Origin of the sequence: Roseateles hydrophilus (assembly GCF_026712245.1) — a bacterium.
GTDB classification, from domain to species: domain Bacteria; phylum Pseudomonadota; class Gammaproteobacteria; order Burkholderiales; family Burkholderiaceae_C; genus Pelomonas; species Pelomonas hydrophilus.
This window is the reverse complement of the sequence record NZ_JAPPUY010000002.1, coordinates 51,636-78,373: the sequence shown is the minus strand read 5'-3', so window position 1 is coordinate 78,373 and position 26,738 is coordinate 51,636. Positions and strand designations below refer to the sequence as shown.

At 69.1% G+C, this 26,738-nt stretch carries 27 protein-coding genes; 22 read left to right on the top strand and 5 right to left on the bottom strand.

Annotated elements, in window-relative coordinates; genetic code table 11:
• Positions 1–156: 156 nt before the first annotated feature.
• The 9 genes from NYO99_RS07560 (at position 157) to NYO99_RS07520 (ending at position 9,065) form a co-directional block, all read left to right on the top strand.
• Positions 157–729 carry a DUF2889 domain-containing protein gene (locus NYO99_RS07560; protein ID WP_268166548.1) on the top strand — a complete coding sequence of 191 codons (573 nt, stop codon included), beginning with the start codon at positions 157–159 and terminating at the stop codon, positions 727–729.
• Positions 730–754: 25 nt separating this feature from the next.
• The gene (gene sucC, locus NYO99_RS07555; protein WP_268166547.1) at positions 755–1,915 is read left to right on the top strand and encodes an ADP-forming succinate--CoA ligase subunit beta; all 1,161 of its coding nucleotides are present in this window, start codon (positions 755–757) and stop codon (positions 1,913–1,915) included.
• Positions 1,916–1,934: 19 nt separating this feature from the next.
• Positions 1,935–2,828: a succinate--CoA ligase subunit alpha gene (gene sucD / locus NYO99_RS07550; RefSeq protein WP_268166546.1), complete on the top strand. Its 894-nt coding sequence runs from the start codon at positions 1,935–1,937 to the stop codon at positions 2,826–2,828.
• Positions 2,829–2,912: 84 nt separating this feature from the next.
• Positions 2,913–4,046 carry a serine/threonine-protein kinase gene (locus NYO99_RS07545; RefSeq protein WP_268166545.1) on the top strand — a complete coding sequence of 378 codons (1,134 nt, stop codon included), beginning with the start codon at positions 2,913–2,915 and terminating at the stop codon, positions 4,044–4,046.
• Positions 4,043–4,840 (top strand): Stp1/IreP family PP2C-type Ser/Thr phosphatase, encoded by a 798-nt coding sequence (locus NYO99_RS07540; RefSeq protein ID WP_268166544.1) that lies wholly within the window; start codon positions 4,043–4,045, stop codon positions 4,838–4,840. Before NYO99_RS07545 ends, NYO99_RS07540 begins: the two co-directional genes overlap by 4 nt.
• Positions 4,841–4,889: 49 nt before the next feature.
• A complete protein-coding gene (locus NYO99_RS07535; RefSeq protein ID WP_268166543.1) occupies positions 4,890–5,555 on the top strand; it encodes an FHA domain-containing protein in 666 nt (221 codons plus the stop codon).
• A 156-nt stretch (positions 5,556–5,711) separates the two neighbouring features.
• Positions 5,712–6,497, top strand: coding sequence for an MBL fold metallo-hydrolase (locus NYO99_RS07530; protein ID WP_268166541.1), 786 nt, complete (start codon positions 5,712–5,714; stop codon positions 6,495–6,497).
• Positions 6,498–6,741: 244 nt separating this feature from the next.
• Positions 6,742–7,218 carry a pilin gene (locus NYO99_RS07525; RefSeq protein WP_268166540.1) on the top strand — a complete coding sequence of 159 codons (477 nt, stop codon included), beginning with the start codon at positions 6,742–6,744 and terminating at the stop codon, positions 7,216–7,218.
• Positions 7,219–7,295: 77 nt separating this feature from the next.
• Positions 7,296–9,065 carry a phosphoethanolamine transferase gene (locus NYO99_RS07520; protein WP_268166539.1) on the top strand — a complete coding sequence of 590 codons (1,770 nt, stop codon included), beginning with the start codon at positions 7,296–7,298 and terminating at the stop codon, positions 9,063–9,065.
• Between the two features lie 3 nt (positions 9,066–9,068).
• Here the strand turns inward: NYO99_RS07520 and NYO99_RS07515 are convergent, their stop codons facing one another.
• Both NYO99_RS07515 and NYO99_RS07510 read right to left on the bottom strand, forming a co-directional pair.
• On the bottom strand, positions 9,069–10,625 hold the full coding sequence (locus NYO99_RS07515; RefSeq protein WP_268166538.1) for a spermidine synthase: 1,557 nt from the start codon (positions 10,623–10,625) through the stop codon (positions 9,069–9,071).
• Between the two features lie 2 nt (positions 10,626–10,627).
• Positions 10,628–11,296, bottom strand: a complete 669-nt coding sequence (locus tag NYO99_RS07510) for a fused MFS/spermidine synthase (RefSeq protein WP_268166537.1) — start codon at positions 11,294–11,296, stop codon at positions 10,628–10,630.
• Positions 11,297–11,312: 16 nt separating this feature from the next.
• On the opposite strand from NYO99_RS07510, the gene NYO99_RS07505 reads away from it, so the two are divergent.
• Positions 11,313–13,013 carry a PglL family O-oligosaccharyltransferase gene (locus NYO99_RS07505; RefSeq protein ID WP_268166536.1) on the top strand — a complete coding sequence of 567 codons (1,701 nt, stop codon included), beginning with the start codon at positions 11,313–11,315 and terminating at the stop codon, positions 13,011–13,013.
• Here NYO99_RS07505 and moaC read toward each other — a convergent pair.
• Positions 13,002–13,493: a cyclic pyranopterin monophosphate synthase MoaC gene (gene moaC, locus NYO99_RS07500; RefSeq protein WP_268166535.1), complete on the bottom strand. Its 492-nt coding sequence runs from the start codon at positions 13,491–13,493 to the stop codon at positions 13,002–13,004. The genes NYO99_RS07505 and moaC overlap by 12 nt on opposite strands.
• Positions 13,494–13,592: 99 nt before the next feature.
• On the opposite strand from moaC, the gene NYO99_RS07495 reads away from it, so the two are divergent.
• Positions 13,593–15,185 carry a M48 family metalloprotease gene (locus NYO99_RS07495; RefSeq protein WP_268166534.1) on the top strand — a complete coding sequence of 531 codons (1,593 nt, stop codon included), beginning with the start codon at positions 13,593–13,595 and terminating at the stop codon, positions 15,183–15,185.
• A 10-nt stretch (positions 15,186–15,195) separates the two neighbouring features.
• Here NYO99_RS07495 and NYO99_RS07490 read toward each other — a convergent pair whose 3' ends face one another.
• Complete coding sequence (locus NYO99_RS07490; protein WP_268166533.1) at positions 15,196–15,549, bottom strand: phage holin family protein; 354 nt, start codon at positions 15,547–15,549, stop codon at positions 15,196–15,198.
• A 158-nt stretch (positions 15,550–15,707) separates the two neighbouring features.
• On the opposite strand from NYO99_RS07490, the gene NYO99_RS07485 reads away from it, so the two are divergent.
• The 11 genes from NYO99_RS07485 (at position 15,708) to NYO99_RS07435 (ending at position 26,075) form a co-directional block, all read left to right on the top strand.
• The gene (locus tag NYO99_RS07485; protein WP_268166531.1) at positions 15,708–16,460 is read left to right on the top strand and encodes an energy transducer TonB; all 753 of its coding nucleotides are present in this window, start codon (positions 15,708–15,710) and stop codon (positions 16,458–16,460) included.
• 18 nt (positions 16,461–16,478) lie between these two features.
• Positions 16,479–17,237, top strand: a complete 759-nt coding sequence (locus NYO99_RS07480; RefSeq protein WP_268166530.1) for a MotA/TolQ/ExbB proton channel family protein — start codon at positions 16,479–16,481, stop codon at positions 17,235–17,237.
• Positions 17,238–17,247: 10 nt separating this feature from the next.
• A complete protein-coding gene (locus NYO99_RS07475; RefSeq protein ID WP_268166529.1) occupies positions 17,248–17,664 on the top strand; it encodes an ExbD/TolR family protein in 417 nt (138 codons plus the stop codon).
• A gap of 200 nt (positions 17,665–17,864) precedes the next feature.
• Complete coding sequence (locus tag NYO99_RS07470; protein ID WP_268166528.1) at positions 17,865–20,249, top strand: catecholate siderophore receptor Fiu; 2,385 nt, start codon at positions 17,865–17,867, stop codon at positions 20,247–20,249.
• Positions 20,250–20,320: 71 nt separating this feature from the next.
• Positions 20,321–21,001 carry a Fe2+-dependent dioxygenase gene (locus tag NYO99_RS07465; RefSeq protein ID WP_268166527.1) on the top strand — a complete coding sequence of 227 codons (681 nt, stop codon included), beginning with the start codon at positions 20,321–20,323 and terminating at the stop codon, positions 20,999–21,001.
• Complete coding sequence (locus NYO99_RS07460) at positions 20,986–21,624, top strand: PepSY-associated TM helix domain-containing protein (protein ID WP_422395480.1); 639 nt, start codon at positions 20,986–20,988, stop codon at positions 21,622–21,624. The genes NYO99_RS07465 and NYO99_RS07460 overlap by 16 nt, the downstream gene beginning before the upstream one ends.
• 25 nt (positions 21,625–21,649) lie before the next feature.
• A complete protein-coding gene (locus NYO99_RS07455) occupies positions 21,650–22,186 on the top strand; it encodes a DUF2271 domain-containing protein (RefSeq protein WP_268166525.1) in 537 nt (178 codons plus the stop codon).
• Positions 22,187–22,202: 16 nt separating this feature from the next.
• Positions 22,203–23,039, top strand: coding sequence for a DUF4198 domain-containing protein (locus NYO99_RS07450; RefSeq protein WP_268166524.1), 837 nt, complete (start codon positions 22,203–22,205; stop codon positions 23,037–23,039).
• Positions 23,040–24,077 carry an FAD:protein FMN transferase gene (locus NYO99_RS07445; protein WP_268166523.1) on the top strand — a complete coding sequence of 346 codons (1,038 nt, stop codon included), beginning with the start codon at positions 23,040–23,042 and terminating at the stop codon, positions 24,075–24,077.
• On the top strand, positions 24,074–25,441 hold the full coding sequence (locus NYO99_RS07440) for a sulfite reductase subunit alpha (RefSeq protein WP_268166522.1): 1,368 nt from the start codon (positions 24,074–24,076) through the stop codon (positions 25,439–25,441). Before NYO99_RS07445 ends, NYO99_RS07440 begins: the two co-directional genes overlap by 4 nt.
• A 208-nt stretch (positions 25,442–25,649) precedes the next feature.
• Positions 25,650–26,075 carry an SWIB/MDM2 domain-containing protein gene (locus NYO99_RS07435; protein WP_268166521.1) on the top strand — a complete coding sequence of 142 codons (426 nt, stop codon included), beginning with the start codon at positions 25,650–25,652 and terminating at the stop codon, positions 26,073–26,075.
• Between the two features lie 75 nt (positions 26,076–26,150).
• Here the strand turns inward: NYO99_RS07435 and NYO99_RS07430 are convergent, their stop codons facing one another.
• The gene (locus NYO99_RS07430) at positions 26,151–26,564 is read right to left on the bottom strand and encodes a response regulator (RefSeq protein WP_268166520.1); all 414 of its coding nucleotides are present in this window, start codon (positions 26,562–26,564) and stop codon (positions 26,151–26,153) included.
• Positions 26,565–26,738: the final 174 nt, after the last annotated feature.

Below are 26,738 nucleotides of genomic sequence, written 5' to 3'. Positions count from 1 at the left end.
GATCGGCATTTTTCCCAGCGTGCTACATTGCTGGTTGCCGCCAAAACGGCGGTTCACCCGGTTACATACCTCCCAGCTCCTTGGCAAAGTGGCCCTGAGAGCCGGTCCCACCGCCGTACCCCGGCACTGGCCGGGTTGTTTCTCCCGCCCTGCTGCATGCTCCCCGCCCACCCGTCCATCACGCGCCGCCCTCTGCATCGCCGCGCCCTCGATGTGCAGGTGTTCGCGCGCGATGACGGCCTGTTCGACGTCGAAGCCAGCCTCAGCGACACCAAGTCGCACGATGTGCCGCTGGCCGGCGGCACCCGCAAGGTCGGCGACCCCATCCACGAAATGCACCTGCAGCTGACCGTGGACGCCCAGCTGACCATCACGGCGGCCACCTCCGACACGCGCTGGATGCCCTACGCCCCCGCCTGCAGCGAGCACGGCGATGCCTATACGCGCCTCGTCGGGCTGAACCTGATGAAGGGTTTCCGCCAGGCCGTTGTTGAACGCCTGGGCGGCACGCAGGGTTGCACCCACATCACCGAGCTCTGCCAGATCCTGCCGACCGCCGTCATCCAGGCGCTGGCGGGGTCGGTCATCGACACCCGCGAGGGCGACGCCGCCGGCAACCCGCCCTACCAGCTCGACCGCTGTCACGCCCTGCGCCGCGACAGCGCCACCGTCGCTCAGTTCTATCCCCGCTGGCATCTGTCCGCAGCGCCAGCTTCGACCGCTTCCTGACTTCCCCGACCCGAAAGACCCAGCCATGAAAATCCACGAATACCAGGGCAAAGAAATCCTGCGCCAGTTCGGCGTGCCGGTGCCGCGCGGCATCCCGGCCTTCACCGTGCAGGAGGCCGTCGAGGCCGCCCAGAAGCTGGGTGGCCCGGTTTGGGTCGTGAAGGCCCAGATCCACGCCGGCGGCCGCGGCAAGGGCGGTGGCGTCAAGGTCGCCAAGACCATTGACGACGTCAAGGAAAAGTCCGAAGCCATCCTGGGCATGCAGCTCAAGACCCACCAGACCGGCCCGGAAGGCCAGAAGGTGCGTCGCCTGTACATCGAAGACGGCGCTGACATCGGCAAGGAGTTCTACGTCTCGCTGGTCACCGACCGCGCCACGCAGAAGGTTGCGTTCATCGCCTCCAGCGAAGGTGGCATGGACATCGAAGAAGTGGCCCACAGCACGCCCGAGAAGATCGTCACCGAAGTGATCGATCCGCTGACCGGCATCACCACCGAGCAGTCCAAGAAGATTGCTGCCGCCATTGGCATGGAAGGCCACACGGTCGACCAGGCCGTCGACCTGTTCGCCAAGCTCTACAAGTGCTACATGGACACGGACGCGTCGCTGGTGGAAATCAACCCGCTGAACCGTGACTCCAAGGGCAACCTGATGGCCCTGGACGCGAAGTTCAACTTCGACGCCAACGCGCTGTTCCGTCACCCCGAGATCGTCGCCTACCGCGACCTGGACGAAGAAGATCCGGCCGAAGTCGAAGCCTCCAAGTTTGACCTCGCCTACATCTCGCTGGACGGCAACATCGGCTGCCTGGTGAACGGCGCCGGTCTGGCCATGGCCACGATGGACACCATCAAGCTGTTTGGCGGCGAGCCGGCCAACTTCCTGGACGTCGGCGGTGGCGCCACGGCCGAGAAGGTCACCGAAGCTTTCAAGATCATGCTGAAGAACCCGGAAGTGAAGGGCATCCTGGTCAACATCTTCGGCGGCATCATGAAGTGCGACACCATCGCCGAAGGCGTGATCACCGCCTGCAAGGCCGTGAACCTGTCCGTGCCGCTGGTCGTGCGCATGAAGGGCACCAACGAAGAACTGGGCAAGAAGATGCTGGCCGAGTCGGGCCTGCCCATCATTGCGGCCGACACCATGGCCGAAGCCGCGACCAAGATCGTCGCCGCCGTCAAGTAAAGCCCAGGAGTTCCACACCATGTCGATCTACATCAACAAAGACACCAAGGTCATCACCCAGGGCATCACCGGCAAGACCGGTCAGTTCCACACCCTGGGCTGCCAGGCCTATGCCAACGGCAAGAACGCGTTCGTCGCGGGCGTGAACCCCAAGAAGGCCGGCGAGAAGTTCTCCGACATTCCCATCTACGCCACCGTCAAGGAAGCCGCCTCGCAGACCGGCGCGACCGTGTCGGTCATCTACGTGCCGCCCGCAGGCGCCGCAGCCGCGATCTGGGAAGCCGTTGAAGCCGACCTGGACCTGGCCATCTGCATCACCGAAGGCATCCCGGTTCGGGACATGCTGGAAGTGCGCAACAAGATGAAGGCCAAGGAAGCCGCCGGCGGCAAGCGCACGCTGCTGCTGGGCCCTAACTGCCCGGGCCTGATCACGCCGGAAGAAATCAAGATCGGCATCATGCCGGGCCACATCCACCGCAAGGGCCGCATCGGCGTCGTGTCGCGTTCGGGCACCCTGACGTATGAAGCCGTGGCGCAGCTGACCGAGCTGGGTATCGGCCAGTCGTCGGCCGTCGGCATCGGTGGCGACCCGATCAACGGCCTGAAGCACATCGACGTGATGAAGGCCTTCAACGACGACCCTGACACCGACGCCGTCATCATGATCGGCGAAATCGGCGGCCCGGACGAGGCGGAAGCCGCCCGCTGGTGCAAGGCCAACATGAAGAAGCCCATCGTCGGCTTCATCGCCGGTGTCACCGCCCCTCCGGGCAAGCGCATGGGCCACGCCGGTGCGCTGATCTCCGGCGGCGCCGACACGGCCGACGCCAAGCTCGCCATCATGGAAGAGTGCGGCTTCACGATCACGCGCAATCCGTCCGAGATGGGCCGCCTGCTCAAGGGCCTGCTGTAAATCGCGCCTCACGCTCAGGCTTGAAAGCCGCCGGGAAACCGGCGGCTTTTTTCATGGCCTGTCCAGCCCCCTAAGATGTTCACCATGGCTAGCGGCAAACCTGGGTTCTGGCAGCGCCTCATCGGGCGTGCGGGCGACGACACCGTGCCCAGCGAACTGTCCACGTTGCCCCTCGTTCAGCAAACCCAGGCGCCGGGTACATCGGCCGCGTCCGTCAAACCGGCGCCCGCCCCCCCCGAACTGAACGATTTCGAACTCGGCGCCGAGATCGGCCGCGGCGCGATGGCCATCGTCTACAAGGCCACACAGCGCTCCACGGGCCGCCAGGTGGCCGTGAAGCGGCTTGCGCTGAGCCGCGAGTTCTCGGCCGAAGACCTCGTCGATGTGCGCGACCGCTTCATGCGCGAGGCCAAGGCTGCGCGGCAGCTGGAGCACCCTGACATCCTGCAAGTGGTCGACGCCGGCCAGGACGGCCGCGACGCGTGGATCGCGCTGGAGTACGTGCTGGGCCGCGACCTGAGCCTTTTCACCAAGCCAGGCCAGCTGCTGCCCGTGCGCGAAGTGGTGCAGATCGGCGTGCGGCTGGCGCGCGCGCTGCACTACGCCCACAGCCGCGGCGTCGTCCACCGAGACATCAAGCCCGCCAACGTGATGCTGGACCGCGTCAATGGCGGGCTGAAGCTGATGGACTTCGGCATCGCCCGCGTTGGCGACGGCAGCCGCACGCGAACGGGCCTGGTGCTGGGCACGCCGTCATTCATGTCACCGGAGCAATTGGCTGGCCTGACGGTTGATGGGCGCAGCGACCTGTATTCCCTTGGCGTGCTGCTGTACCAGTTGTTGACCGGCGTGCTGCCGCACCAAAGCGACTCCATGGCGAGGCTGATGCAGCAGATCGCGACCGAACCAGCGCCCGACGTAAGGATTCACCGCCCCGGCTTGCCGGAGTCGCTGGCACTGGTGCTGACCGTGGCGCTCGAGAAGCGCCCGGAGCTGCGCTATGCCAGCGGCGAGCAGATGGCGCGCGACCTGGAGGCCGTGCTCATCATGGCCCTGCAGGCTGAGCCGGCTGCCAGCGAACCCGGGGCCGCACGCCCCCAGGATGAAGCCTTCGCACAAACACTGCGCTTGACGCCGGAGGAAGCAGGGCAGAATCGCCGCTCCTTCACGCCCCCCGGCGAGCCCCACGAGCCCCAAGACCCCGCCCGAGCCTCATGATCCTGGAGTTCTTCAGCGCCACCGACGTGGGCCGCGCGCGCGACAACAACGAAGACTCGGTCGCGCTGGACGAAGCCGCCGGCCTGGCCGTGCTGGCCGACGGCATGGGCGGCTACAACGCCGGCGAGGTCGCCAGCCAGATGCTGACCGGCTTCATCGCCGCCGAACTGGGGCGCTGGCTGAAGGAGGCCGGTCGAGAAGCCCGCGCCAGCGAAGTGAAGCGCGCGATGGACATCTGCGTCGACAACGCCAACCGCGCCATCTTCAACGCCGCCAACACCAACCCGCAGTACGCCGGCATGGGCACGACGCTGGTGCTGGGCGTGTTCCGGCCCGAAGGCCTGCTGCTGGGCCACGTGGGCGACTCGCGCGGCTATCGCCTGCGCGCCGGCCAGCTCACCCAGATCACACGCGACCACTCGCTGCTGCAGGAGCAGATCGACGCCGGCCTGCTGACCGTCGAAGAAGCGGCTTACTCCACGAACAAGAACCTCGTCACGCGCGCGGTGGGCGTCGAAGACACCGTGTTGATGGAGCTGCACTTGCACGAGGTGCAACCCGGCGACACCTACCTGTTTTGCTCCGACGGCCTGTCCGACATGCTGCCGGACGACGGCATCGCCGCGTTGCTCAATGCGCACGCCACGCTGCCAGAGGCGGCGCAGGCACTGATCAATGCGGCCAATGACCATGGCGGCCGCGATAACATCGCTCTCATCCTGGCCCGCGCGGAGGGCCGTCAACGCACCGAAGGGCGAGGCTGGTGGCCCTTCGGACGGCGTGGCGGCAACTGACATCCCCGCCTGAGAGTCGCGGCACGAACAACAGAACTTGAGGTCATTCATGGGCAAACTGGTGGTTTCGCTCGACGGCGTCGTGATCAAGGAGGTGCAGATCACGAAGGACAAGACCACGCTGGGTCGGCGTCCTTACAACGACATCGTCATCGACAACCTGGCCGTCTCGGGTGAGCACGCCGTGCTGCAGATGGTGGGCAACGACGTCTTCATCGAAGACCTCAACTCCACCAACGGCACCTACATCAACGGCAAGGCGATCAAGAAGCAGCTGCTGGCGGACAACGACACCGTTGAGATCGGCAAGTACAAGATCAAGTTCCTGCTCAACGACAGCGGCGACTACGAAAAGACCATGATCCTCAAGCCCGGCGCGGCCTTGCCCGGCCTCGGCGGCAGCGCTGGCACGGGCTCGTCCTTCGGCGGCCTGGGCGGTGGCGGCGGCACCGTCGGCCCGGCAGCCATCAAGGTGCTGACCGGCGCAGCGGCGGGCCGAGAAGTCGCGCTGACCAAGGTCGTCACGACGCTGGGCAAGCCCGGCGTGCAGGTAGCCTCCATCACCAAGCGCCCCACCGGCTACGTCTTCGCCCACGTCGAGGGTGCCCAGCGCCCCAGCGTCAACGGCATCCCGCTGACCGGCGAATCCATCGCATTGCGCACCGGCGACCTGATCGAGCTGGCCGGCACGCAGATGCAATTCGTGCAGGGCTGAGGGCGCGCACAGCCCGCCTGAGCGGCTGCGTGACATCCTCACGCCAGGGACAGCCCCAACCCGGTATTCCGACCGGCAGCCCCTGGGGGCGCGTGCGTACATTCTTGGCTCCACCTCGCGCACCGCGAGGCCACCGATTCCGAGCCACCGCACCGCATGAACATCCGCGTCCTGGGCTGCTCCGGCGCCATCGCCGCCGGCTGCAAGACCACTGCCTTCCTGCTGGACGACGATGTCCTCATCGACGCCGGCACGGGCGTGGGCGACCTGCCGCTGGATGCGCTGGCCGCCATCGACCACATCCTGCTCACGCACTCCCACCTGGACCATGTGCTGGGCATTCCGCTGCTGGCCGACGCCGTGCTGCGTCTGCGTGCCGCGGCAGGCCGCCCGCCCATCCAGGTTCACGCCCTGCCTGAGACGCTCGCTGCGCTGCAGCAGCATGTCTTCAACGGCGCCATCTGGCCCGACTTCACCCGCCTGCCAAGCCGCGAGGCCCCCGTGCTCAGCCTGCACCCCTTCCAGGTCGGCGACCGGCTCGCGCTGGGCAGCCGCATCGTGGAAGTCCTGTCGGCCGTCCACACCGTGCCCGCTGTCGGCTTCGCCGTGGATGGCGGCCCGGCGAGCGGCCACGCACACTGGGTGTTCACGGGTGACACCGGCCCCAACCCGGCCCTGTGGCGCCGCCTGGCGGCGCTGCGGCTCTCGCACCTCGTCATCGAAACCGCGTTCAGCGACGACGAGATCGCGCTGGCCCATGTCAGCCAGCACCTCTGCCCCACCGACCTCGGCCAGGAGCTGAGCCAGCTGGACGGCAGCGTGGACGTGCGCATCACGCACATCAAGCCCGGAGAGGTCGAGGCGGTCATGCAGGGCGTGCAGGCACTGAACAGCCCGCACCGCATCAGCGCGCTGCAGGCTGGGCAGGTGATGACGCTGTAACGCGGCGTAAGCCGGCTTACAACCACGGCGCCTCGGGCGCCGTTTTTCATGCCTGACGTTTCTTGCCCGAACGCGGCCGCCTGACAAAACACGGCAGCCCGAAGTGACGGTTTTTGTCAGCCCGGGGCCAATTGGCCCGGCAAACGTGCGCTTTTGCACGCACCCAAGCCCTCAAAAAGCTGGCACGCCCCCTGCATTCAAGGGGACTGTCCTCACCCCCAACCCCTCCCACTGGAGTTCTGACATGCAACTGAACGCTCGCACCCAAGCCCAGAAGGGCTTCACCCTGATCGAACTGATGATCGTTGTGGCCATCATCGGCATCCTGGCGGCTGTGGCCATTCCTCAGTACAAGGACTACACGGCCAAGTCCAAAGCTGCTGCAGCGCTGGGCAGCTTGAACTCGCTGAAGACCGCGATCGGCCTGTGCGCGCAAGAGAATGGTTCGCTGGCGAGTTGCGACACGGGCTCGTCTGGTATCCCGGCTTACACACCCAGCAAAGAAGTTACCGCTGCGTCCGTTACCGATGGCGTGATTACCGCAACGCTGGCTGCCGGCATCGGCGCAGATGCTGCTGTCACCTTCACGGTCACGCCGAACTACTCGCAAAACGACACCAAGTCCAACGTGGTTTGGACTGTCGACGTGAGCAACGTGACGGTGAACGCAGTCAAGGACTATCTGAGCAAGGGCAACGTCAGCAGCGCCAGCGCTAGCTAAGCGGTCGCACGACACCAAAAGGGGCTTCGGCCCCTTTTTTCATTCCGTGCATGCCAGCAAGTACCCACCGACTCGCCTTGTACCTGTCTCTGCTCCTGTTGGCACTGGCAGCACAGGCGCCCCTGCTCTGGCAGATGCTGCAGGCTTGGCAAGGTACCGAGCTGCAGCGGCTGGCGGCACTGAACGCAGTGGCGCTGCACCTCGGTGCAGCGCTGACCGTGGCTGCGGTGTTCGGTAGGCTGCGTTGGTGCTTGCCCCTGCTGGCGCTCGCCGCGCTGCTGGGGCCGGCTGAGGCCTTCTACTTCAACCGCTTCGGCCTGCCGTCCGGCGCCCATGTTTACGGCGTCATCGCGGAGACCACCTGGGACGAGACCCATGCGCTGCTGGGCGCATGGCTGGCCCCGCTAGGCGTGGTCAGTCTGCTTTTTCTCGCACTCGTGGCGTTGGCGTGCCGAACGGTCTGGTTGGCTGACCTGCGCTGGCAGCATCGCTCACGCTGGTGGGTGCTGACGGCGGCAGGATTGCTGGGCGCTTTCGTCGCCTTCGGCCAGCGCCTGGTGTTTGCCGCCACTGGCGCAAGCGACATCGACACCACGACAGAAAGCCAGCACTACCTCGAACACCGAATGACCGGCGCTCATACGGGCTTGCTGGCCGAACTTGAGACGACCTTCCCTTGGGGCATGCCGATTCGGGCGCAACGGTACTTCGAGCATCGCAACGCGCTGGCACTGCACTTGGGGCGAAGCCAAGATTTCCGCTTTGACGTCCGATGGGTCAGGCCTGCGCAGGCCACACCGCAGGTCCACGTGCTGGTCATCGGCGAAACCGCACGCGCGGACCGCTGGAGCCTCTTCGGCTACGGACGCGACACCACGCCGTTACTGGTGCGCCGGGACCGCGCAGCCGAAGTTGCGACCTTCCACGACACCGCCAGCGCCTCGTCAGCGACACGCGAGTCCGTGCCGCTGATGCTGACGCGGCGGCACGGCTTCGAGCCGCTGAAGCCCATGGGCGAGCCCTCCGTGCTGACAGCGTTCTCGCAAGCCGGCTTCAAGACCTATTGGCTCAGTGCGCAGGGGACGGCCGGCATCCATGAGACCCCGGTATCCGTGCTGGCCCATGAGGCAGATCATCAGCACTTCATCAACCAGGTGGACTACCGCGGCCGCGGGGCCTTGGACGGCGAACTGCTGCCGCTGCTGGCCAACGCCATGCAAGACCCGGCCCCCCGCAAATTCATCGTGCTGCACACGCTGGGCAGCCACCTGAACTACGCTCACCGCTACCCGGCCGAGTTCGAACGCTTCAAACCCGCGCTGCAGGCCAGCGACAAGCCCGATGTCTGGGGCGGCCCGCAGGAACGCCTCCTCAACGCCTATGACAACAGCGTGCTCTACACCGATCACGTGCTGGAGCAGGTCATCCGCCTCGTGGAAAAGGCCGGCGTGCAGGCGACCGTCACCTACGCCGCCGACCATGGCGAGTCGCTGTTCGACGGTCGATGCAAGCAGGCCGGCCATGGCTTTGCGGCCATCGCGAATTACCACATACCGATGTTCGTCTGGGCCTCACACGCCTGGCGCGATGCGCAACCCGACACGTGGCAGCAGCTGCGGGCGCGGCAGCACTCGCCGGTCACGACGCTGGCCATGTTCCCGACGCTCACCCATCTCGCCGGTTTCGAAGCCGGCTTCGAGCACGGGCCCAAGGCGTTGGGCGCGCGCGACTGGGCGCCCTTCCCACGCGTGGTCACCCACTTTGGCGACTATGACGGCTCCTTCCGCAAGCTGGCCTGCGATGCGCCGGCCGACACCACGAAGCCCGCGCGGCCTGCACGGCCTTGAGCCTCAGCGCTGCAGCGGCGTGGGCGGCAGCCAGTCCCGCAGCGCCCCCAGAGGCGGCGGCCGGCCGTGGCGGTATTCGGTCAGCAGGTTCAGGTCGGTGATGAGCTCGGCCGGCGGCGCGCCGGGTGGCATGCTGCGCGCCACATAGTCGGCAGCGCGCTCCAACGGCGCGTGGGCCAGTTGCTCGCCGAGGGCACCCGGCGCGAACAGGTCAGGCGCCAACGCGGGACCGCCGGGCACACGGCAGGCCTGCAGTCGCTCGAGCGCATCTGGCAGCTTGGCCATGGGACGGTTGCTGGCATAGGCGAAGTTCGCATGCCGCACCACGTCCGGGAACACCTGGCTGGCTGTCAGCATGGCGTCCAGGCTGCTGGTCGTGTTGAACGCAAAGATGCCGCCCGGCGTCAGCCGGTCGCGCACCAGCGCCATGTACTCGCGAGACAGGAGCAGCGACACGTAAGCGCGCCAGTGGAAGGTCGTGTTCATGACGACGAGGTCGAATTGCTGCGACGCATGCCGCTTCAACCAACGACGCCCATCGTCGATGTGCACTTGCACACGCGGATCGGTCAGCACATGCGCCACCTCGGGGTAGCGGCGCACCAGATCGAGGTAGGCGGGGTTCAGCTCCACCACATCGACGCGTTCCACGCCCGGCATGCCCAACAGGGCCTGCGTCCAGGCCCCCGTGCTCAGACCGATGACCAGCACGCGTGCTGGCCGAGGATGCAGGGCGGCCAGCAGGTAGGCGCGATCCAGCCGGTTGAGGTTGGCATGCATGTCCACGCTGATGCGACCGTCATAGACGTTGCCGCCGAACGTGATGTCCCCCCCCGTGGCCCCTGCCATCACGTGCACCACGCCATGCTTGTTCTGCACCATGTGGCGCAGCGTGCCGCCGCCCATCTGCGCGATGGTCTCCAGGCTTCTAGCCGGCCAGGCGAGACTCGCCACGCCCAGCAGCGTGGCCCCTGCGGGCAGCCACCATCCGCTGGCGGGCCGCTCGTGGCGCCAGACGACCCAGGCCAATGCTGCAGTGCCCAGGCTCACCACCGAGAAGATCTGGTCTACGGTCAGCAAGTCCAGCAGCACGAAGCCGGTGAGCACCGGCCCCAACGCCGAGCCGAGCACATTGGCCACGTACACGCGTGAGACCCCGCGGCCTATGCCTTCGTCCTGGGCCTGAGCACCCAGGTGATGAATGATGGGAAACAGCGTGCCCTTGACCATGGCACAGATGCCCACCACCAGCATCAGTGCCGTCAGCGCCTCGGGGTCCTGCGCCATCAGCCAGGGCGCCTGCCACGGCACGCTCAGGTCCAGTACCGCTGCCAACACAAGAATGCGCAGCACCAGCGGCAACAACGGACGCCCGCCCTGGCAGCGCCGGCTCCCCCACAGCGCACCGGCCGCAATGCCCAGCAGAAAGGCCACCAACACGATAGCGAAGGCATGCGGCCGGCCCTCGTGCCCGAACGACACGAGCCGCACCCAGGCGATCTCCTGGCTCAGGCTCAGCAGGCCCATGCCGAAGGAGAGCAGAACGGCAAGGCGACGCATCGTCATGCTCGGCGCCCCACCGCCAGCAGCGCAGCGAAGCTGGCTGCCAGGTTGAGGCCGGCCGCCAAGCGCACGATCTGCGCGAGGTCCAGCCAGTAGGGCAGCAGGAAGGCCATGCTCCATGCACCAAAGGCGGCGCCCAGCGTGTTGACGAAGTACAGCCAGCCGGTGGCCCGACCGATGCCCTCGCGGCCTTGGGCAGCGTGGGCGACCAGCATGGGCAAGGTGGCACCCATCAGCACCGTGGGTAACAGCAGCAAAGCAAAGCAGACCAAACCCGCGCCAAGCCGCGGCAGCAGGGCCAGGCTTCCTGACAGACCCGTCAGCACGGCCACGCTGACCAAGCCGCAAGCAGCGATGCCCAGCTCGAAACCGGCAAAGACGGCAACGATGCGACGCGGATAGCGGTCAGCCAACCAGCCGCCCATCCACGCCCCGACGCCCAGGCCGAGCATGAAAACCGACACCACCACGGTGACCGATTCGACATCCACGCCGATCGCACCGAACAAGAGCCGTTGCCAGACCAGCTGGTAGACCAGCGCCGCAAAGCCCGAACAGGCGAACGCGGCGCCGACGAGCACCAGCTCCACGCGCCGCTTCATAGGAATCAATTCGGTAACCAGCACGACATGCAGCATAGCGAAGCCCGGGAGGCGGACGACGCCCATGACATCATGCGCGCCCATGTCAACCCAGACCGCCCCCGCCACTGACGCCGCCATCTTCGGCATCGTCATCGCCGCCGCCCTGCCCCCTCTGCTGGCCTTCAACCAGACCCCCGCCGCCACGCTCTACAACCAGCTGCTCGCGCTGGCCGGCTGGGGTCTGGCCTTGCTGCTGTGCGCGCGGGCGCTGCCGAACTGGCGCGCGGGGCTCACATCACCTGCCGCACTGGCATTGGCGCTGCTGGTCATCGCGCCGCTCGCCTCCGTGCTGTGGCGCGGGCTGCCCTCGTCGCTGGGGCTGGGGGCGGCGGCCATCCTTGGGGCAGGGCTGGCGGTGCTGCTGCTGGCGCAAGGCCTGGCCCCCGCGGTGCGGCGCACCGCGGCCGAAGCGCTGTGCTGGGGGCTGCTCGTCACGGGGCTGCTCAGCGTGGCCATCAGCCTGGTGCAGGTGTTCGCGCCGGACCTGGCCAGTGGCGGCGTCATCGCCCGCTCCGGCATCGTCGGCCGCGCGGTGGGCAATCTGCGCCAACCCAACCACCTGGCCAGCCTGATGATGTGGATGGCCGTGGCGGCCGTCTTCATCACTGAGCGGCGTGGCTGGCGCTGGCTGCTGGCGCCGCTGCTGTTCGCGAGCGTGTTCACGGTGGTGTTGAGCGCGTCACGCACCGGCTTCATCGGCATCGCGATGCTGGCGATCTGGGGCTTGGTGGACCGCCAGCTGTCGCGCACGGCCCGCCTGTCGCTGCTGGCCACGCCGCTGATGCTGGGCCTGAGCTGGTGGCTGATGACGCAGTGGTCGGCCGAGGGCCATGCCTTCGGCGCCGCATCGCGGCTGTCGGAGGGCGCGGGCTCGCCGTCACGGCTGGCCATCCTGCGCGATGCCTGGGCGCTGACGCTGGCGCATCCGCTGCTCGGCGTGGGCTGGGGCGGCTTCAATTTCGCGTGGAGCCTGACACCGTTCCCCAACCGCCCGATTGCCTTCTTCGACCACACGCACAACCTGCCGTCGCAGCTGGCGGTCGAGCTGGGGTTGCCCTGGGCGGGGGCCGTGCTGGCCCTGCTGTGCTGGGCGCTGTGGCAGGCCTGGCGGGGCGCTGCGCGGGCCGATGAGGATGCGCCGCTGCGCCGTGCTGCCTTGATGATCGTGCTGACCATCGGCCTGCACAGCCTGCTGGAGTACCCGCTGTGGTACGCCTACTTCCTGCTGCCGGCGTGCTTTGCGATGGGGCTGGCGCTGCCGGCCGCCGAGGCGCGCGTGCGCAGCAAGGTGTCAGCGCTGCCGCTGAGCCTGGCGGGTGCGCTGCTGGTCACGGGCAGCCTGTTTGCCGTGTGGGACTACCAGCGCATCGTCGCCATCTACGCGCCGGGCGAGGATGCCCTGCCGCTGGGGCAGCGCATCACGGTCTGTCAGACGTCGCCGTTCTTTGCGCACCAGGCCGACTACGCAGCCGCCACCAGCCAGCCGCCGGGCCCGGCCGCGCTGGCAGCGGCGCGGCGCACGGCGTTCAGCCTCATCGATGCCCGGCTGCTGATGCACTGGTCCCGCTCGCTGGAGGCGACGGGCGACCTCGACGGCGCGCGCTACCTGGCGGACCGTCTGCGGGAGTTCCGCAACCCTACCGGGGACGGCTGGTTCGCCAGCTGCACCGAGCCGGCATCGGCCCCCATGGTGCAGTGCCAGCCCGCGTCGGCGATCATCGACTGGCGATCACTCCGCTGAATCGAGCGCCCGCCACTCGCCCGACTTGCCGCCCTGCTTCTCCAGCACGCGCACGTTGGCGATGACCATGCCGCGGTCGGCGGCCTTGCACATGTCGTAGACGGTCAGCAGGCCCACCTGCACGGCGCACAGCGCCTCCATCTCCACGCCCGTGCGGCCCAGCGTCTCCACCTGGGCGCGGCACAGCACGCGGCTGTGGGCCTCGTCCAGCTCGAAGTCGACCTTCACGCGTGTGATCGGCAGCGGGTGGCACAGCGGCACGAGGTCGCTGCAGCGCTTGGCACCCTGGATGGCCGCGATGCGCGCCACGCCCAGCACATCCCCCTTCTTGGCCGTGCCGCTGGCAATGAGCGCGAAGGTGGCCGGCTGCATGCGGATCTCGCCGGCCGCGACGGCCACGCGGTGCGTCTCGGCCTTGGCGGACACGTCGACCATGTGGGCCTGGCCGTCGCCGTCGAAGTGGGTCAGCGGGGAACTCATGCGAGGGACTTCATCTTCACGAAACATTGGGCCGTTGGCTTGCAGGCATCATAGACAGCCGCCCGGGCCTGCGCCGTCGGCGGCCGGAGCCTCTGCCAGATGACCACCTCGTTCGCCACCCGCCCCCTGCTCACGCTGCTCGCAGCCGCCATGCTGGCCCTGCCGGGCGCGCCGCTGCATGCGCAGGTCAACCTGCCGGCGCTCGGCGACTCGGTCTCGCAGGACCTGGACATCAACACCGAGCGGCAGCTGGGCGAGCGCTACATGCGCATGATCCGGGTGGACCCGGCCTACGTGCACGACCCGCTGCTGCAGGAATACATGGCCGGCATCTGGAACCCGCTGATCGCAGCCGCGCGCAAGCTGGGCCACATCAGCGACGAGCAGGGGCGGCTGGCCTGGGAGCACTTCCTCGTCGAGGACAAGAGCATCAACGCGTTCGCGATGCCGGGCGGCTTTGTCGGCACGCACCTGGGGCTGATTGCGATGACGGTGTCGCGCGACGAGCTGGCCTCGGTGATCGGCCACGAGATCTCGCACGTCACGCAGCGCCACATCGCCCGGCGCATCGCGGGCGACTCCAAGAACAACATGGTGGCCATCGCCGGCCTGCTGCTCGGCGTGCTGGCGGCCTCGCGCGGCAACATCGACATGGCCAATGCGGGCATCGTCGGCGGGCAGGCGGCGGCGGCGCAGATGTCGCTGAACTTCTCGCGCGACATGGAGCGCGAGGCCGACCGCGTGGGCTTCAACGTGCTGGTGGAGGCCGGGTTCGCGGGCAGCGGCATGGTCAGCATGTTCGAGCGCATGGAGCAGGCCTACCACCTGATGGACGATGGCGCCTACCCGTACCTGCGCAGCCACCCGCTGACCAGCGAGCGCATCGGGGATGCGCGCACGCGCCTGGCGCTGGAGCCATTCGTGCGGCCGCGCGGCCTGGCAGAGCATGCGCTGATCGCGGCGCGGGCACGCGTGCTGATGGACCAGCGCGTGGACGCCTGGAAGGTGCTGGAGAACTACGACGCCGGCGCCCGCAACATCAAGGAGAGCGGCGGCTACGAGCAGCTGGGCGCGCGCTACGCGGCCGCGCTGGCGTCGATCAAGCTGCGCAACTTCGACCGCGCCGAGGCGACGCTGCGCAGCGCCGAGGTCACGCTGCAGCTCATCAACCCCAGCCCCGCCGAGACGGCAGCGGCGAAACGGCTGCTGACCTATCTGCGCGCCGAGCTGGCCCAGGCCCGTGGCCGGCCGATGGAAGGCGTGGCCGCGCTGGAGACGCTGCGGGGCGAGAAGTCGCGCCCGCTGCTGCTGCAGCGCGTGGGCCTGGCGCTGGCGGGCGCCCCCGGCGACGCGATGCTGCGCGACGCGGCAGACGCGCTGCAGACCCATGTGAGCCTGGAGCCGCTGGACGCACTGGCCTGGGCGCAGCTGGCGCTTGTGTGGGAGAAGCTGGGCCAGCCGCTGCGCGCGGTGCGCGCCCAGGCGGAAACGCGGGCGGCTGCCGGCGACCTCAACGGCGCGATCGACCGCATGAGCTCCGGCCTGCGCCAGTCGCGCCGGCCGGATGCGGATCAGGTGGAAGCCGCCGTCATCGAGGCCCGGCTGCGCGCGCTCACCTACGAACGCCAGGCGCTGATGGGCGCGATGTACCCGGGCCGCTACATCCCGCCGGACGCGCGGCTGCCGGACTGAGCGCCCGCGCTCAGTCGGCCGGGAACAGCCGCTCGACGACCACGTCGATCACCATGCCGCACAGGCTGTAGATCAGCGAGCCGATCAGCGCCGCCCAGAAGCCGTTGACAGCCAGCCCAGGCAGCAGCGAGGCCGCCGCCCAGAAGGTGAGGGCGTTGATGACGAAGAGGAACAGGCCCAGCGTCAGCACGGTCACGGGCAGCGTCAGCAGCACGAGGATGGGCCGCACGACGGTGTTCAGCAGCCCGAGCACCAGCGCCGCGATGAGCGCCGAGGTGAAGCTCGTCACGACGACGCCCGCGTAGAGGTGCGCCACCAGCAGCAGCGCGCCAGCCAGCAACAGCCAACGGGTGAGTGTCTTCATGGCTGCCGAGCATACAAGCCGCGCTGGGCACGCAAATCATTCAATAGGAATCATTCGCATTCCTGTTACTATCCATGCCTGTCGTGTAAAGCCAGTTTGCTGACGCGCCCGCAGGGGTGGGCATCGCTGGCTGAGCGCCCACTTGCATTGCCGCCCGCGTGATTCCTGCCTCCAGCCTGCCTGCCTCCAGCCTGCCTGCCGACACCGCGCCGCCCGCTCCCCTGCGGCCCGTGGCGCTGCCGCCGCCGCCCGCGCGCGGCGATGAACTCGGCGCCGTGGGGCGGCGTGCCCTGGTGGGCGGCGTGCTCGCGGCCCACCTCGTCGGCGCCTGGGCGCTGATGCAGGTGGACGCCGTGCGCAGCGCCGTGGCCCAGGCTGTGCCGGTGCTGATGGTGGACATGATTGCGCCGCCGGAGCCCGCCAAGCCGCCGCCACCACCGCCCCCGGCACCGCCGCAGCGCGTGGCACCGACACCTGCGCCGGTGATCGCCGCCGCGCCAAGCCCCACGCCGGCACCCGTGGCCTTCGTGGCGCCGCCGCCCGAGCTGGCGCCGCCGGCACCGGTCAACGTCGCCCCGGCGCCCCCGGCACCGCCCGCCGTCGCACCCGCGCCGCCCGCGCCCGCCGGCCCGCGCCAGATTGCCCCCAGCGCCGTGCGCTACGTGAAGCTGCCGGAGCTGAACTTCCCGGCCCTGGCCAAGCGGGCCCGCGAGTCGGGCACCGTGGTGCTGCGCATCACCGTGGATGCCGAGGGTCGGCTGAAGGCCGCCACGGTGCAGCGCTCATCGGGCTTCGCGAGCATCGACCAGGCCGCGCTCAGCGACATCCGCAGCGCCCGCTTCGCGCCCTATCTGGAAGACGGCAAGCCCGTCGAATGGCAGACCCTGGCCCCGCTGGCCTACGAACTTTGACCGCTGACTGAGACCCTCATGGACGCCACCGCCATCACCGCCGCCGCACCCGCCCCCGGGTTCGGCCATTTCATCGCCCAGTCCGACGCCGTGGGCAAGTTCCTGCTGGGCGCGCTGGTGCTGATGTCGGTCATCTCCTGGGGCCTGATCATCGCCAAGGGCGTGTCGCAGTTCCTGCGCAACAAGCGCTCGACGAGCTTCCTGGACTTCTTCTGGAACGCGCGCAGCCTGGACGCGGTGCAGGCCGAGCTGAACACGCACGGCGCACACGACCCCTTCTCCCACCTCAGCGCCCACGCACTGCACGCCCAGGCCCACCACGCCCGCTACGGCGCGGCCAAGCTGAGCGAGGCCGGCACGGCCACCGACTTCATCACCCGCACCATCAAGAAGGTGCTGGACGAGGAAACCACGCGGCTGGAGTCCGGCCTGACGACGCTGGCCACCGTGGGCGCCACAGCGCCCTTCGTGGGCCTGTTCGGCACGGTCTGGGGCGTCTACCACGCACTGCTGGCCATCGGCATGAGCGGTGCCGGCACGCTGGACAAGGTGGCCGGCCCGGTGGGCGAGGCGCTCATCATGACCGGCATCGGCCTGGCCGTGGCCATCCCGGCCGTCATCGCCTACAACGCCTTCACGCGCAGCAACCGCGTGCTGTCGGCGCGGCTGGATGCCTTCGCCTACGAGCTGCACAGCTTCCTGACGCTGGGCGAGGCGCCGGGCGCCGCCGCACAGACCACGACCGTGCGCCCGCTCAAGCCGGCCGCCGCGCACTGAGGCCCGCGCCATGGCCTTTGCCTCCTTCGACAGCAAGCGCAGCAATGCGCCGGTCGCCGAGATCAACATGGTGCCGCTCATCGACGTGATGCTGGTGCTGCTGGTGATCTTCATCGTCACGGCGCCGCTGCTGACACACGCCGTCAAGCTGGACCTGCCCAAGGTCAGCTCCAAGGCCAACGAGATCAAGCCCGACAAGATCGAGTTCGCCATCGACGCCAGCGGCCAGCGCTACTGGAACGGCGAGACCGTCACGCGCGAACAAGCCCAGGCGCGCTTCCTCGCCGAAGGCCGCAAGCCCGTGCAGCCCGAGATCCACCTGCGCGCCGACCAGGAGGTGGCCTACAAGGCCGTCGCCCAGACGCTGGCCGATGCCTCCAAGGCCGGCTTGAGCAAGGTCGGCTTCGTCAGCGAACCGGAGCGCTGACACCTCCAACCGCCGGCGTCGCGCCGCTGCGACGCCAAGCCCCTACAGGCCAAAGTTCATTTGCCTTAGTAAATGCGAATTATTAGCATTTGCATATCGCGTCAATCCTGACGCCCCGTCCCACCGCCGCCCCAGGCGCCGCACGCCGATGCGCTGCCCGCCTGAGCGGGTCGGCCCGCCATCCCCTCGGAGACTTCCCCATGTCCATGATCAAGAGCCGCAAGCACAAGCTTGCTCCCCACGCCCTGGCCGCGCTGGCCGCCAGCCTGAGCCTGCCCGTGGTCGCCCAGCAGGCCGACGCCGCCAAGAAGGACGAAGCCGCGCTGCCCACCGTCAAGGTGCAGGCCGCCAAGGACGTGCCGTTCAAGGCCGACGTCAGCGCGTCGTCCAAGATCACCCAGCCGCTGCTGGAGACGCCCAAGACCATCCAGGTCGTGAAGAAGGAAACCCTTCAGGAGCAGGGCGCCGTCTCGCTGATGGAAGCGCTGCAGAACACCCCCGGCATCACGATGCAGCTGGGCGAGAACGGCAACACCTCGGCTGGCGACACCTTCCAGATGCGTGGCTTCGCGCTGCAAACGTCCACCTTCGTGGACGGCATCCGCGACCTGGGTGCCGTCACGCGCGACGTGTTCAACCTGGAGCAGATCGAGATCGTGAAGGGCCCGTCCGGTTCGGACACGGGCCGCGGCGCCAGCGCCGGCTACATCAACCTGATCAGCAAGCTGCCGCAGCGCGACAACATCACCGACGCCACCCTCACGCTGGGTGACGCCAGCCGCAAGCGCGCCACGCTGGACACCAACTACCGCCTCGGCGAAGGCACGGCCGTGCGCCTGAACGTGATGACGCAGGACTACGGCACGCCGGGCCGCGACGCCATCGACAAGAAGGGCTGGGCCATCGCGCCGTCCATCGCCTTCGGCCTGGGCACGCCGACGCGCTTCTTCGTCTACTCGCAGCACGCCCGCCAGGACAACACGCCCGACGGCGGCATCTCGACCGTCGGCTTCCCCGGCTTCGGCCAGGTCTTCGCGAACAACGCCACCGTGCAGTCGGCCCTGCTGGCCGCGCCGCGCGCCAACACGAGCAACTACTACGGCAGCACCAACGACTACGAGAAGGTCGAGGCCGACATGGTCACGGCCAAGCTGGAGATGGACCTGGGCAGCGGCACCACCGTGCGCAACATCTCCCGCTACGGCCGCACGCACATGGACCGCGTGATGACCGGCGTGAACGGCATCACCGCCGCCACCGGCACCGGCGCCACCGCCGTGCTGCTGCCGCAGGCGCAATGGACCATCGCCCGCTCGCGCCAGCGCGTGGACCAGACCAACGAGATCCTGGCCAACCAGACCAGCCTGAACACCAGCTTCACAACCGCCGGCATCAAGCACGACCTGGCCACCGGCATGGAGCTGATGGTCGAGCGCCAGCTGTCGCGCGGCACGACCACCGGCAGCACCGCCACGACCACCGTGGTGCTGAACGGCCAGACCATCGCCGCCATCAGCAATCCGGCCGCCAACCTCTACGCGCCCAACAGCGCCGACGTCCTGGGCACGCCGCTGCTCACCGGCGCCGACACCGAGGGCAAGACCTTCACGCAGGCGCTCTACGCCTTCGACACCATCACGCTGAACGACCAGTGGAAGCTCAACGCCGGCCTGCGCGTGGAGCACTACACCACCACCACCAACACCGGCACGCTGGTGACCGGTGGCACGGGCGGCAACCTGGCCACCTACCAGTCGCGCGGCTATGGCGTCGGCGCCATCGTGCCGACCAACCTGAGCGCCTCCGACTGGCTGACCAGCTGGAACCTGGGCGCCGTCTACAAGCTGGCCCCCAACGCCACGGTGTACGGCTCGGTCGCCAACTCGCTGACGCCGCCGGCCAGCACCAACTTCACGCTGGCCGCCACCGGTCAGCAGGCCGGCACCGCCGAGCCGCAGGAGGCCACCAACTACGAGCTGGGCACCAAGTGGGAGCTGCTGGACAAGCGCCTGAACCTCAGCGCCGCGCTGTACCGCAGCGAGAACGACAAGCAGGTCACGCAGGACCCGGTCACGCTGGCCAGCGTGCAGGGCGGCAAGACCCGCGTGGAAGGCATCGAGCTGGCCGCCGTCGGCCAGATCACGAACTTCTGGCAGGTCACCGCCGGTCTGCAGACCATGAAGACCAAGCAGATCAACCAGCAGAGCTTCAGCACCACCAACGGCGTCACCACCGCCACGGTGACGGAAGGCGTGCGCTGGTCGCCCGAGTTCTCGGCCACGCTGTGGACGTCCTACCAGTGGAATGACCTGACCGTCGGCGGCGGCGTGCGCCACACCGGCGAGCAAAAGCGCGTCATCACCGCGCTGGCGGCCGGCGCCACGCCGGGCAACACGCCCAACATCCCCGCCTACTCGGTGGTGGACGTGATGGCCGCGTACCGCCTGTCCAAGAACGTGAACCTGCAGCTCAACGTCGCCAACCTGACCGACAAGGTCTACATGGCCGCGCTGAACAACGGGGGCTCGCGCCTGTTCCTGGGCACGCCGCGCTCGGTCACGCTGACCGGCCGCTTCTCGTTCTGATGCCCGCCTCCCGCTAGCCAACACCAGCCCGCGTCGACCGCCGCGTCGGCGCGGGCCTGGCCACTTCAGCCATGCTTCTCCACATTCCTGCTGTCCTGAGCAAAGCCGACGTGCGCGAGATGCGCCGCGGCCTGGATGCCGCCGACTGGACCGACGGCCGCGAGACCGTCGGCGCCCAGGGCGCCCAGGTCAAGCGCAACCGCCAGCTGCCCGTGGGCCACCCGCTGGGCCAGCAGATCGGCGATCACATCCGCCAGGTGCTGGCACGCCACCCGCTGTTCATCTCGGCCGCGCTGCCCGTGCGCACGCTCAGCCCCCTGTTCAACCGCTACGAAGGCGGCGAGCACTACGGCCTGCACGTGGACGGCGCCATCATGCGCCAGGCCGGCAGCGATCACCCCCTGCGCAGCGACGTCTCCACCACCGTCTTCCTGAGCGAGCCCGACGAGTACGACGGCGGCGAGCTCATCGTCGTCGACACCTATGGCGAGCACGAGGTCAAGCTGGCGGCCGGCGACATGGTCGTCTACGCCAGCAGCAGCCTGCACCGCGTCGAGCCCGTCACGCGCGGCGCCCGCGTGTGCTCCTTCTTCTGGACGCAAAGCATGGTGCGCGACGACGGCCGCCGCACCATGCTGTTCGAACTCGACCAGGCCATCCAGCGCCTGCGCGCCCGCCTGGGCGACGACGCCGACACCCAGGCCCTGACCCACCACTATCACAACCTGCTGCGGCAGTGGGCCGAGCTGTGAGCGCCGCCAAGCACCGCGCCGGCTGGCTCAAGCAACTGCACACCTGGCACTGGATCAGCTCGGCCATGTGCCTGGTCGGCATGATGCTGTTCGCCATCACCGGCATCACGCTCAACCACGCCAGCAGCATCGAGGCCAAGCCGCAGATCGTGCAGCGCCAGCTGCAGCTGCCCGCCGAACTGCTGCCGCTGGTGCACGCCACCAGCGACGCCGCCGACGAGAACAAACCCCTGCCCGCCGCGCTGCAGGCCTGGATGGGCCGCACGCTGGAACGCAGCTTCGACGCCACGCTCGCCGCCGAATGGACGGCCGACGAGATCTACCTCGCCCAGCCCCGCCCGGGCGGCGACGCCTGGCTGCGCATCGACCGCCGCAGCGGCGCCGCCGAGTACGAGTCCACCGACCGCGGCTGGATCTCCTACCTGAACGACCTGCACAAGGGCCGCCACGCCGGCACGGCCTGGAGCTGGTTTCTCGACCTCTTCGCCATCGCCTGCCTGGTGTTCTGCATCACCGGGCTGCTGATCCTGAAGTACCACGCCACCCACCGCCCCAGCACCTGGCCGCTGGTGGGCATCGGCTTTGTGCTGCCGGCGCTGCTGGCACTGCTGCTCATCCACTGAATCTTTTCTGCAAGCGAGAACCGTCATGACACGTCGTTGCCTCACCCCCACCCTCACCGCCATCGGCGCGCTGGGCGCCCTGAGCGTCGGCAGCTCCGCCTGGGCCGCCACCGTGCAGCTCAAGATCGAAGTGCCGCGCCTGAACGTCGCCGAGTACCACAAGCCCTACATCGGCGTGTGGCTGGAGAAGGCCGGCGAGCCCGGCGCCGCCGCGCAGCTGGCCGTCTGGTACGACCTGAAGAAGCCCAACAACGGCGGCACCAAGTGGCTGAAGGACATGCGCCAGTGGTGGCGCCAGGGCGGCCGCGAGCTGAGCATGCCGGTGGACGGCGTCAGCGGCGCCACGCGCGCGCCCGGCGAGCATGTGCTGTCGCTGGACAAGCACCCCAACCTCGCCAAGCTGCCGGCCGGCCAGTACGAGCTGGTCATCGAATCCAGCCGTGAAGCCGGCGGCCGCGAGGTGCAGCGCATCCCCTTCACCTGGCCCGTCAAGACCGCCGCCGAGGCCAAGGCCCAGGGCGAGCACGAGCTCGGCGCCGTGCAACTGACCGTCAAGCCCTGACCCCGAGGAGACCCGCATGAACATCACTGCCCGTATCGCCCCGCTCGCCCTAGCACTGTCGGCCGCGCTGCTCGCAGGCGCTGCCCAGGCCCACCAGACCTGGCTGCTGCCCAACCAGACCCAGTTCAACGCCGGCCGCGAAGCCCCCGTCGCGGCCTTCGACGCCGCCGTGTCGGAAGACCTCTTCATCTTCGAGCGCGCCATCAAGCTTGACGTGCTGCGCATCACCGGCCCCGATGGCAAGCCGCTGGAGGCCGAGAACCGCGTCGCCTCGCGCCACCGCGAGAGCTTCGAGCTCAAGCTGCCGCTGGACGGCACCTACCGCATCAGCAACGTCAGCCAGGCCATCATGGGCAGCTACAAGCAGGGCACGGAGACCAAGCGCTTCCGCACCACGCCGGCCACCCTCGCCAAGGACGTACCGGCCGATGCCGAGATCACCAGCTTCGCCGTCACCACCACGCGCCAGCAGACCTTCGTGACGCGCGAGCAGGCCGGCAAGACCGTGTTCGCGCCCGAAGGCGACGGCCTGGAGCTGCTGCCGCTGGGCCCCGTCACCGACCTCAGCCACGGCGACACCACGCGCTTTCGCGTGCTGCTGGACGGCAAGCCGCTGGCCGGCGCCACGCTGCGCCTGCTGCGCGACGGCAACCGCTACCGCTACAAGCTCGGCGAGCAGCCGCTCAAGAGCGACGACCAAGGCGAGTTCAGCGTCACCTGGACCGAGCCCGGCCGCTACCTGATCGGCGCCAACCACGGCGAGCGCCCCGCGCCAGGCCAGCCGCAGGGCACGCGCGAGAAGCCGCTGCAGCGCGCCAGCCTGGCCGCCACCTTCGAAGTGCTGCCCAAGTAAATGACGCCAGCCACCGACCTCGCGCCCCGCGTGCTGGTGCCGCTCGCCATCCGTGGCGAGCCGCCGGCCTGGGGCCAAGTCGTCCATGCGCTGCAGGGGCAGAGCATGGGCACGACCTGGTCGGTGCGCTGCGTGGGCCCGGCCTCGCTGCGGCTGGAGGCCATCGAGGCCGTCATCACCGCAGCGCTGGACGACGTCATCGCGCAGATGAGCCACTGGGAGCCCGGCTCCGCGCTGAGCCGCTTCAATGCGGCGCCTGCGGGCCATGTGCAGGCTCTGCCCGCCGGCTTCGCCACCGTTATCGACGCCGCGCTGCGCGTGGCCAGCGCCAGCGACGGCGCCTACGACCCCGGCGCCGGAGAACTCGTCGCGCTGTGGGGCTTCGGCCCGGCCGGCCTGCGGCTGCGCCACGACGACCCCGGCTTCACGCTGCCCACCGACGCCGAAGTCGCCGCCGCCCAGCGTGACTGGCGCGCACTGCGCTGGGACGGCCCGCAGCGCCGGCTGACCCAGCCCGGCGGCGTGCGGCTGGACCTGTCGGCCATCGCCAAGGGCCATGCGGTAGACCGCGTGGCCGACGCGCTGGCGGAATGCGGCCTGCCGGACCACCTCGTCGAGATCGGCGGCGAGCTGCGCGGCGCCGGCCTCAAGCCCGACGGCCAGCCCTGGTGGGTGGACCTGGAACCGCCCGCCCCCGACTGCGGCCTGGCGCCCGTGCGCCTGGCGCTGCACGGCCTGGCCATCGCCACCTCGGGCGACTACCGCAAGCACTTCACCACGGCCGACGGCCGGCGCCTGCCGCACACGCTGGACCCGCGCAGCGGCCGGCCCATCACGCACGGCATGGCCTCGGTCAGCGTCGTGCACGACAGCGCCATGTGGGCCGACGCCTGGTCCACCGCGCTGACCGTGCTCGGCCCCGAGGCCGGCCTTGCGCTGGCGCAGGCACAAGGCCTGGCCGCCCTGCTCGTCTGGCGCGAGGCCGATGGCCGCTTCGCCGAGGCCTGGACGCCTGCGCTGCAGGACCTCGCGCTGTGATCGCCGGCCGCCTGCCGCTGGCGATCGCGCTGATCGCCCTGTACCTGCTGCTGTGCGCCGCCGTCGCCTGGCGGCACCGCCGCCAGCTGCAGGCACAGGCCCGCACCGCCGCGCAGCTGCTGCCGGCGGCCGACGGCAGCGCGCCGATGCTGGTGCTGCACGCCAGCCAGACCGGCCAGGCCGAGGAGCTCGCACTGCAGACCGCACGCGCGCTGCACCTGGCCGGCCAGCCCGTGCGCCTGGCCGCGCTGGGCAGCCTGCGCCCCGACGAGCTGCGCGGCGCGACCCACGCGCTGCTCATCGCCAGCACCTACGGCGAGGGCGACCCGCCCGACGCCGCCACGCCCTTCTGGCGCGCCGCGCTGGACGGCAGCACCGACCTGAGCGGCCTGCGCTACGGCCTGCTCGCGCTGGGCGACCGCAGCTACCAGCAGTTCTGCGGCTTCGGCCAGGCGCTGGACGACTGGCTGCGGCGCAGCGGCGCCAACCCGCTGTTCGAGCGCATCGACGTGGACCGCAGCGACGCCGCCGCGCTGGACCACTGGCGCCACCAGCTCAGCCACCTCGCCGGCACGGCCGACCTGCCGGCCTGGGAGGAAGCGCCTTTCGAGCCCTGGCAGCTGGCCGCGCGCCAGCACCTCAACCCCGGCAGCGCCGGCGGCGGCGTGTTCCATCTCGAACTCACGCCCCCGCCGGGCCAGCCCCTGCCCGACTGGCAGGCCGGCGACCTCGCGCAGGTGCAACACGCCGACGAGCCCGGCCAGCCGCGCGAATACACCATCGCCTCGCTGCCCGCCGACGGCCGCCTGCACCTCATGGTGCGCCAGACCCGCCGCGAGGACGGCCGCCCGGGCCTGGCCTCCGGCTGGCTCACGCACGATGCGCAGCCTGGCGATGCCATCGCGCTGCGCGTGCGCAGCCACGCGAGCTTCCGCATCGGCGACAACGCGCAGCGGCCGCTCATCCTCGTCGGCAACGGCACCGGCCTGGCCGGGCTGCGCGCCCACCTCAAGGCCCGCGCCGGCGCCGGCGCGCCGCCCGCCTGGCTGCTGTACGGCGAACGCCAGGCCGCGCACGACGCCCATTACGACGCCGAGCTGCAGGCCTGGGCCGCGCAAGGCCTGCTCGCGCGCCTGGACCGCGCCTACTCGCGCGACGCGCCGCAGCCCCGCTACGTGCAGCACCTGCTGGCCGAGCAGGCCGCATTGCTGCGCGACTGGGTCGCCCGCGACGCCGCCGTCTACGTGTGCGGCAGCCTGCAGGGCATGGCCGGCGCGGTCGATGCGGTGCTGCGCGAGACCCTCGGCGACAGCGCCGTCGACCACCTGATCGGCCAGGGCCGCTACCGCCGCGACGTGTACTGAACCCGGTGGCCACGGGCCTGTGGTGATGCAGGCCCGCGACAACCCCGATGTTTCCTGGGCTCGTACGCGTTTTCTCCTGGGAGAAATCCTTCTCTTCCCCTATGGAGCGCAGTACCATCGCCGCCGCAGGGTGCTAGAGAGTATTGAAGGCTTACGCGGCCTTCACCCGGACCCGGCACATCAACAACTTTTGATGGAGTGAATCGACATGGCAACTGCGAAGAAGGCCGCGCCCGCAAAGAAGGCGGCAGCACCGGCGAAGAAGGCCGCCCCGGCGAAGACGGCGGCTGCGCCCGCGAAGAAGGCAGCGGCCCCGGCCAAGAAGGCCGCCGCTCCCGCGAAGAAGGCAGCTCCGGCCAAGAAGGCCGCAGCGCCCGCCAAGAAGCGCACGCCCAACGCCGCCTTCATGAAGGCCCTGACCCCCAGCGCTGCGCTGGCAGCCATCGTCGGCGCAGCCCCGCTGCCGCGCACCGACGTGACCAAGAAGGTCTGGGAATACATCAAGAAGAACAAGCTGCAGGACGAACTGCAGAAGCGCGTCATCAACGCCGACGCCAAGCTGAAGGAAATCTTCGGTAAGGCCAAGGCCGACATGTTCGAGATGACCAAGCTGATCAACAGCCACCTGAAGTGATGCGGCGCCGCGCGAGCGGCACCTTGAGCAAAGCCCGGCACTGCCGGGCTTTTTCTTTGGTGGCAGCCGTCGCGCTCAGCGCGGCTGGGCGGGCCGGGAGGCCAGCAATTCCCGCAACCCGGCCTGCAGCTGCAACACGTCGATAGGCTTGAGCCAGTAGGCGTCAAAGCCGGCCTCGCGGGCCGCGCGCACGGTGTCCGGCGGATCGTCAGCCGACAACGCCACCCAGCGGGCGCCGGCCAGTGCCGCCGACAGCGCCGCATCAGCGGCCACACGGGTGCGCAGCTCGATGCCCGTCATGTCGCTGAGGTTCATGTCCACCAGCAGCACATCGGGCCGGCATTGCGCCAGCGCCGCCAGCGCGTCCTCGCCACTGTCCGCACAGCGCAGCGCCAGTTCCGGCATCAGCCGGAAGACCTCTTCCATCAGGATCAGATGGATGCGGTCGTCTTCGACATAAAGCACCAGCGGCGAGGCGCGGTCGGACATGGCGGAACGGGGGTAGCTACTGCGGTCGGCACGATAGCAGCAATGCCGCCGCCGGCCGGCGCGCCTCGTTTCCCTGGTTTGCGTGACATTTCGCACCGCGGCCACACCCCCTCTTCGAGGGTCTGCCACGCGGAAAAACCCTGCTTATCCCTAACATTTAGGACATGCGCCCGA

Excerpts from the sequence above, each read along its gene's own strand:
- NYO99_RS07560 (WP_268166548.1), top strand. The coding sequence starts at position 157 with ATGCTCCCCGCCCACCCGTCCATCACGCGCCGCCCTCTGCATCGCCGC.
- sucC (WP_268166547.1), top strand. The coding sequence starts at position 755 with ATGAAAATCCACGAATACCAGGGCAAAGAAATCCTGCGCCAGTTCGGC.
- sucD (WP_268166546.1), top strand. The coding sequence starts at position 1,935 with ATGTCGATCTACATCAACAAAGACACCAAGGTCATCACCCAGGGCATC.
- NYO99_RS07545 (WP_268166545.1), top strand. The coding sequence starts at position 2,913 with ATGGCTAGCGGCAAACCTGGGTTCTGGCAGCGCCTCATCGGGCGTGCG.
- NYO99_RS07540 (WP_268166544.1), top strand. The coding sequence starts at position 4,043 with ATGATCCTGGAGTTCTTCAGCGCCACCGACGTGGGCCGCGCGCGCGAC.
- NYO99_RS07535 (WP_268166543.1), top strand. The coding sequence starts at position 4,890 with ATGGGCAAACTGGTGGTTTCGCTCGACGGCGTCGTGATCAAGGAGGTG.
- NYO99_RS07530 (WP_268166541.1), top strand. The coding sequence starts at position 5,712 with ATGAACATCCGCGTCCTGGGCTGCTCCGGCGCCATCGCCGCCGGCTGC.
- NYO99_RS07525 (WP_268166540.1), top strand. The coding sequence starts at position 6,742 with ATGCAACTGAACGCTCGCACCCAAGCCCAGAAGGGCTTCACCCTGATC.
- NYO99_RS07515 (WP_268166538.1), bottom strand. The coding sequence starts at position 10,625 with ATGCGTCGCCTTGCCGTTCTGCTCTCCTTCGGCATGGGCCTGCTGAGC.
- NYO99_RS07510 (WP_268166537.1), bottom strand. The coding sequence starts at position 11,296 with ATGGGCGTCGTCCGCCTCCCGGGCTTCGCTATGCTGCATGTCGTGCTG.
- NYO99_RS07505 (WP_268166536.1), top strand. The coding sequence starts at position 11,313 with ATGTCAACCCAGACCGCCCCCGCCACTGACGCCGCCATCTTCGGCATC.
- moaC (WP_268166535.1), bottom strand. The coding sequence starts at position 13,493 with ATGAGTTCCCCGCTGACCCACTTCGACGGCGACGGCCAGGCCCACATG.
- NYO99_RS07495 (WP_268166534.1), top strand. The coding sequence starts at position 13,593 with ATGACCACCTCGTTCGCCACCCGCCCCCTGCTCACGCTGCTCGCAGCC.
- NYO99_RS07490 (WP_268166533.1), bottom strand. The coding sequence starts at position 15,549 with ATGAAGACACTCACCCGTTGGCTGTTGCTGGCTGGCGCGCTGCTGCTG.
- NYO99_RS07480 (WP_268166530.1), top strand. The coding sequence starts at position 16,479 with ATGGACGCCACCGCCATCACCGCCGCCGCACCCGCCCCCGGGTTCGGC.
- NYO99_RS07475 (WP_268166529.1), top strand. The coding sequence starts at position 17,248 with ATGGCCTTTGCCTCCTTCGACAGCAAGCGCAGCAATGCGCCGGTCGCC.
- NYO99_RS07470 (WP_268166528.1), top strand. The coding sequence starts at position 17,865 with ATGTCCATGATCAAGAGCCGCAAGCACAAGCTTGCTCCCCACGCCCTG.
- NYO99_RS07465 (WP_268166527.1), top strand. The coding sequence starts at position 20,321 with ATGCTTCTCCACATTCCTGCTGTCCTGAGCAAAGCCGACGTGCGCGAG.
- NYO99_RS07455 (WP_268166525.1), top strand. The coding sequence starts at position 21,650 with ATGACACGTCGTTGCCTCACCCCCACCCTCACCGCCATCGGCGCGCTG.
- NYO99_RS07450 (WP_268166524.1), top strand. The coding sequence starts at position 22,203 with ATGAACATCACTGCCCGTATCGCCCCGCTCGCCCTAGCACTGTCGGCC.
- NYO99_RS07445 (WP_268166523.1), top strand. The coding sequence starts at position 23,040 with ATGACGCCAGCCACCGACCTCGCGCCCCGCGTGCTGGTGCCGCTCGCC.
- NYO99_RS07435 (WP_268166521.1), top strand. The coding sequence starts at position 25,650 with ATGGCAACTGCGAAGAAGGCCGCGCCCGCAAAGAAGGCGGCAGCACCG.
- NYO99_RS07430 (WP_268166520.1), bottom strand. The coding sequence starts at position 26,564 with ATGTCCGACCGCGCCTCGCCGCTGGTGCTTTATGTCGAAGACGACCGC.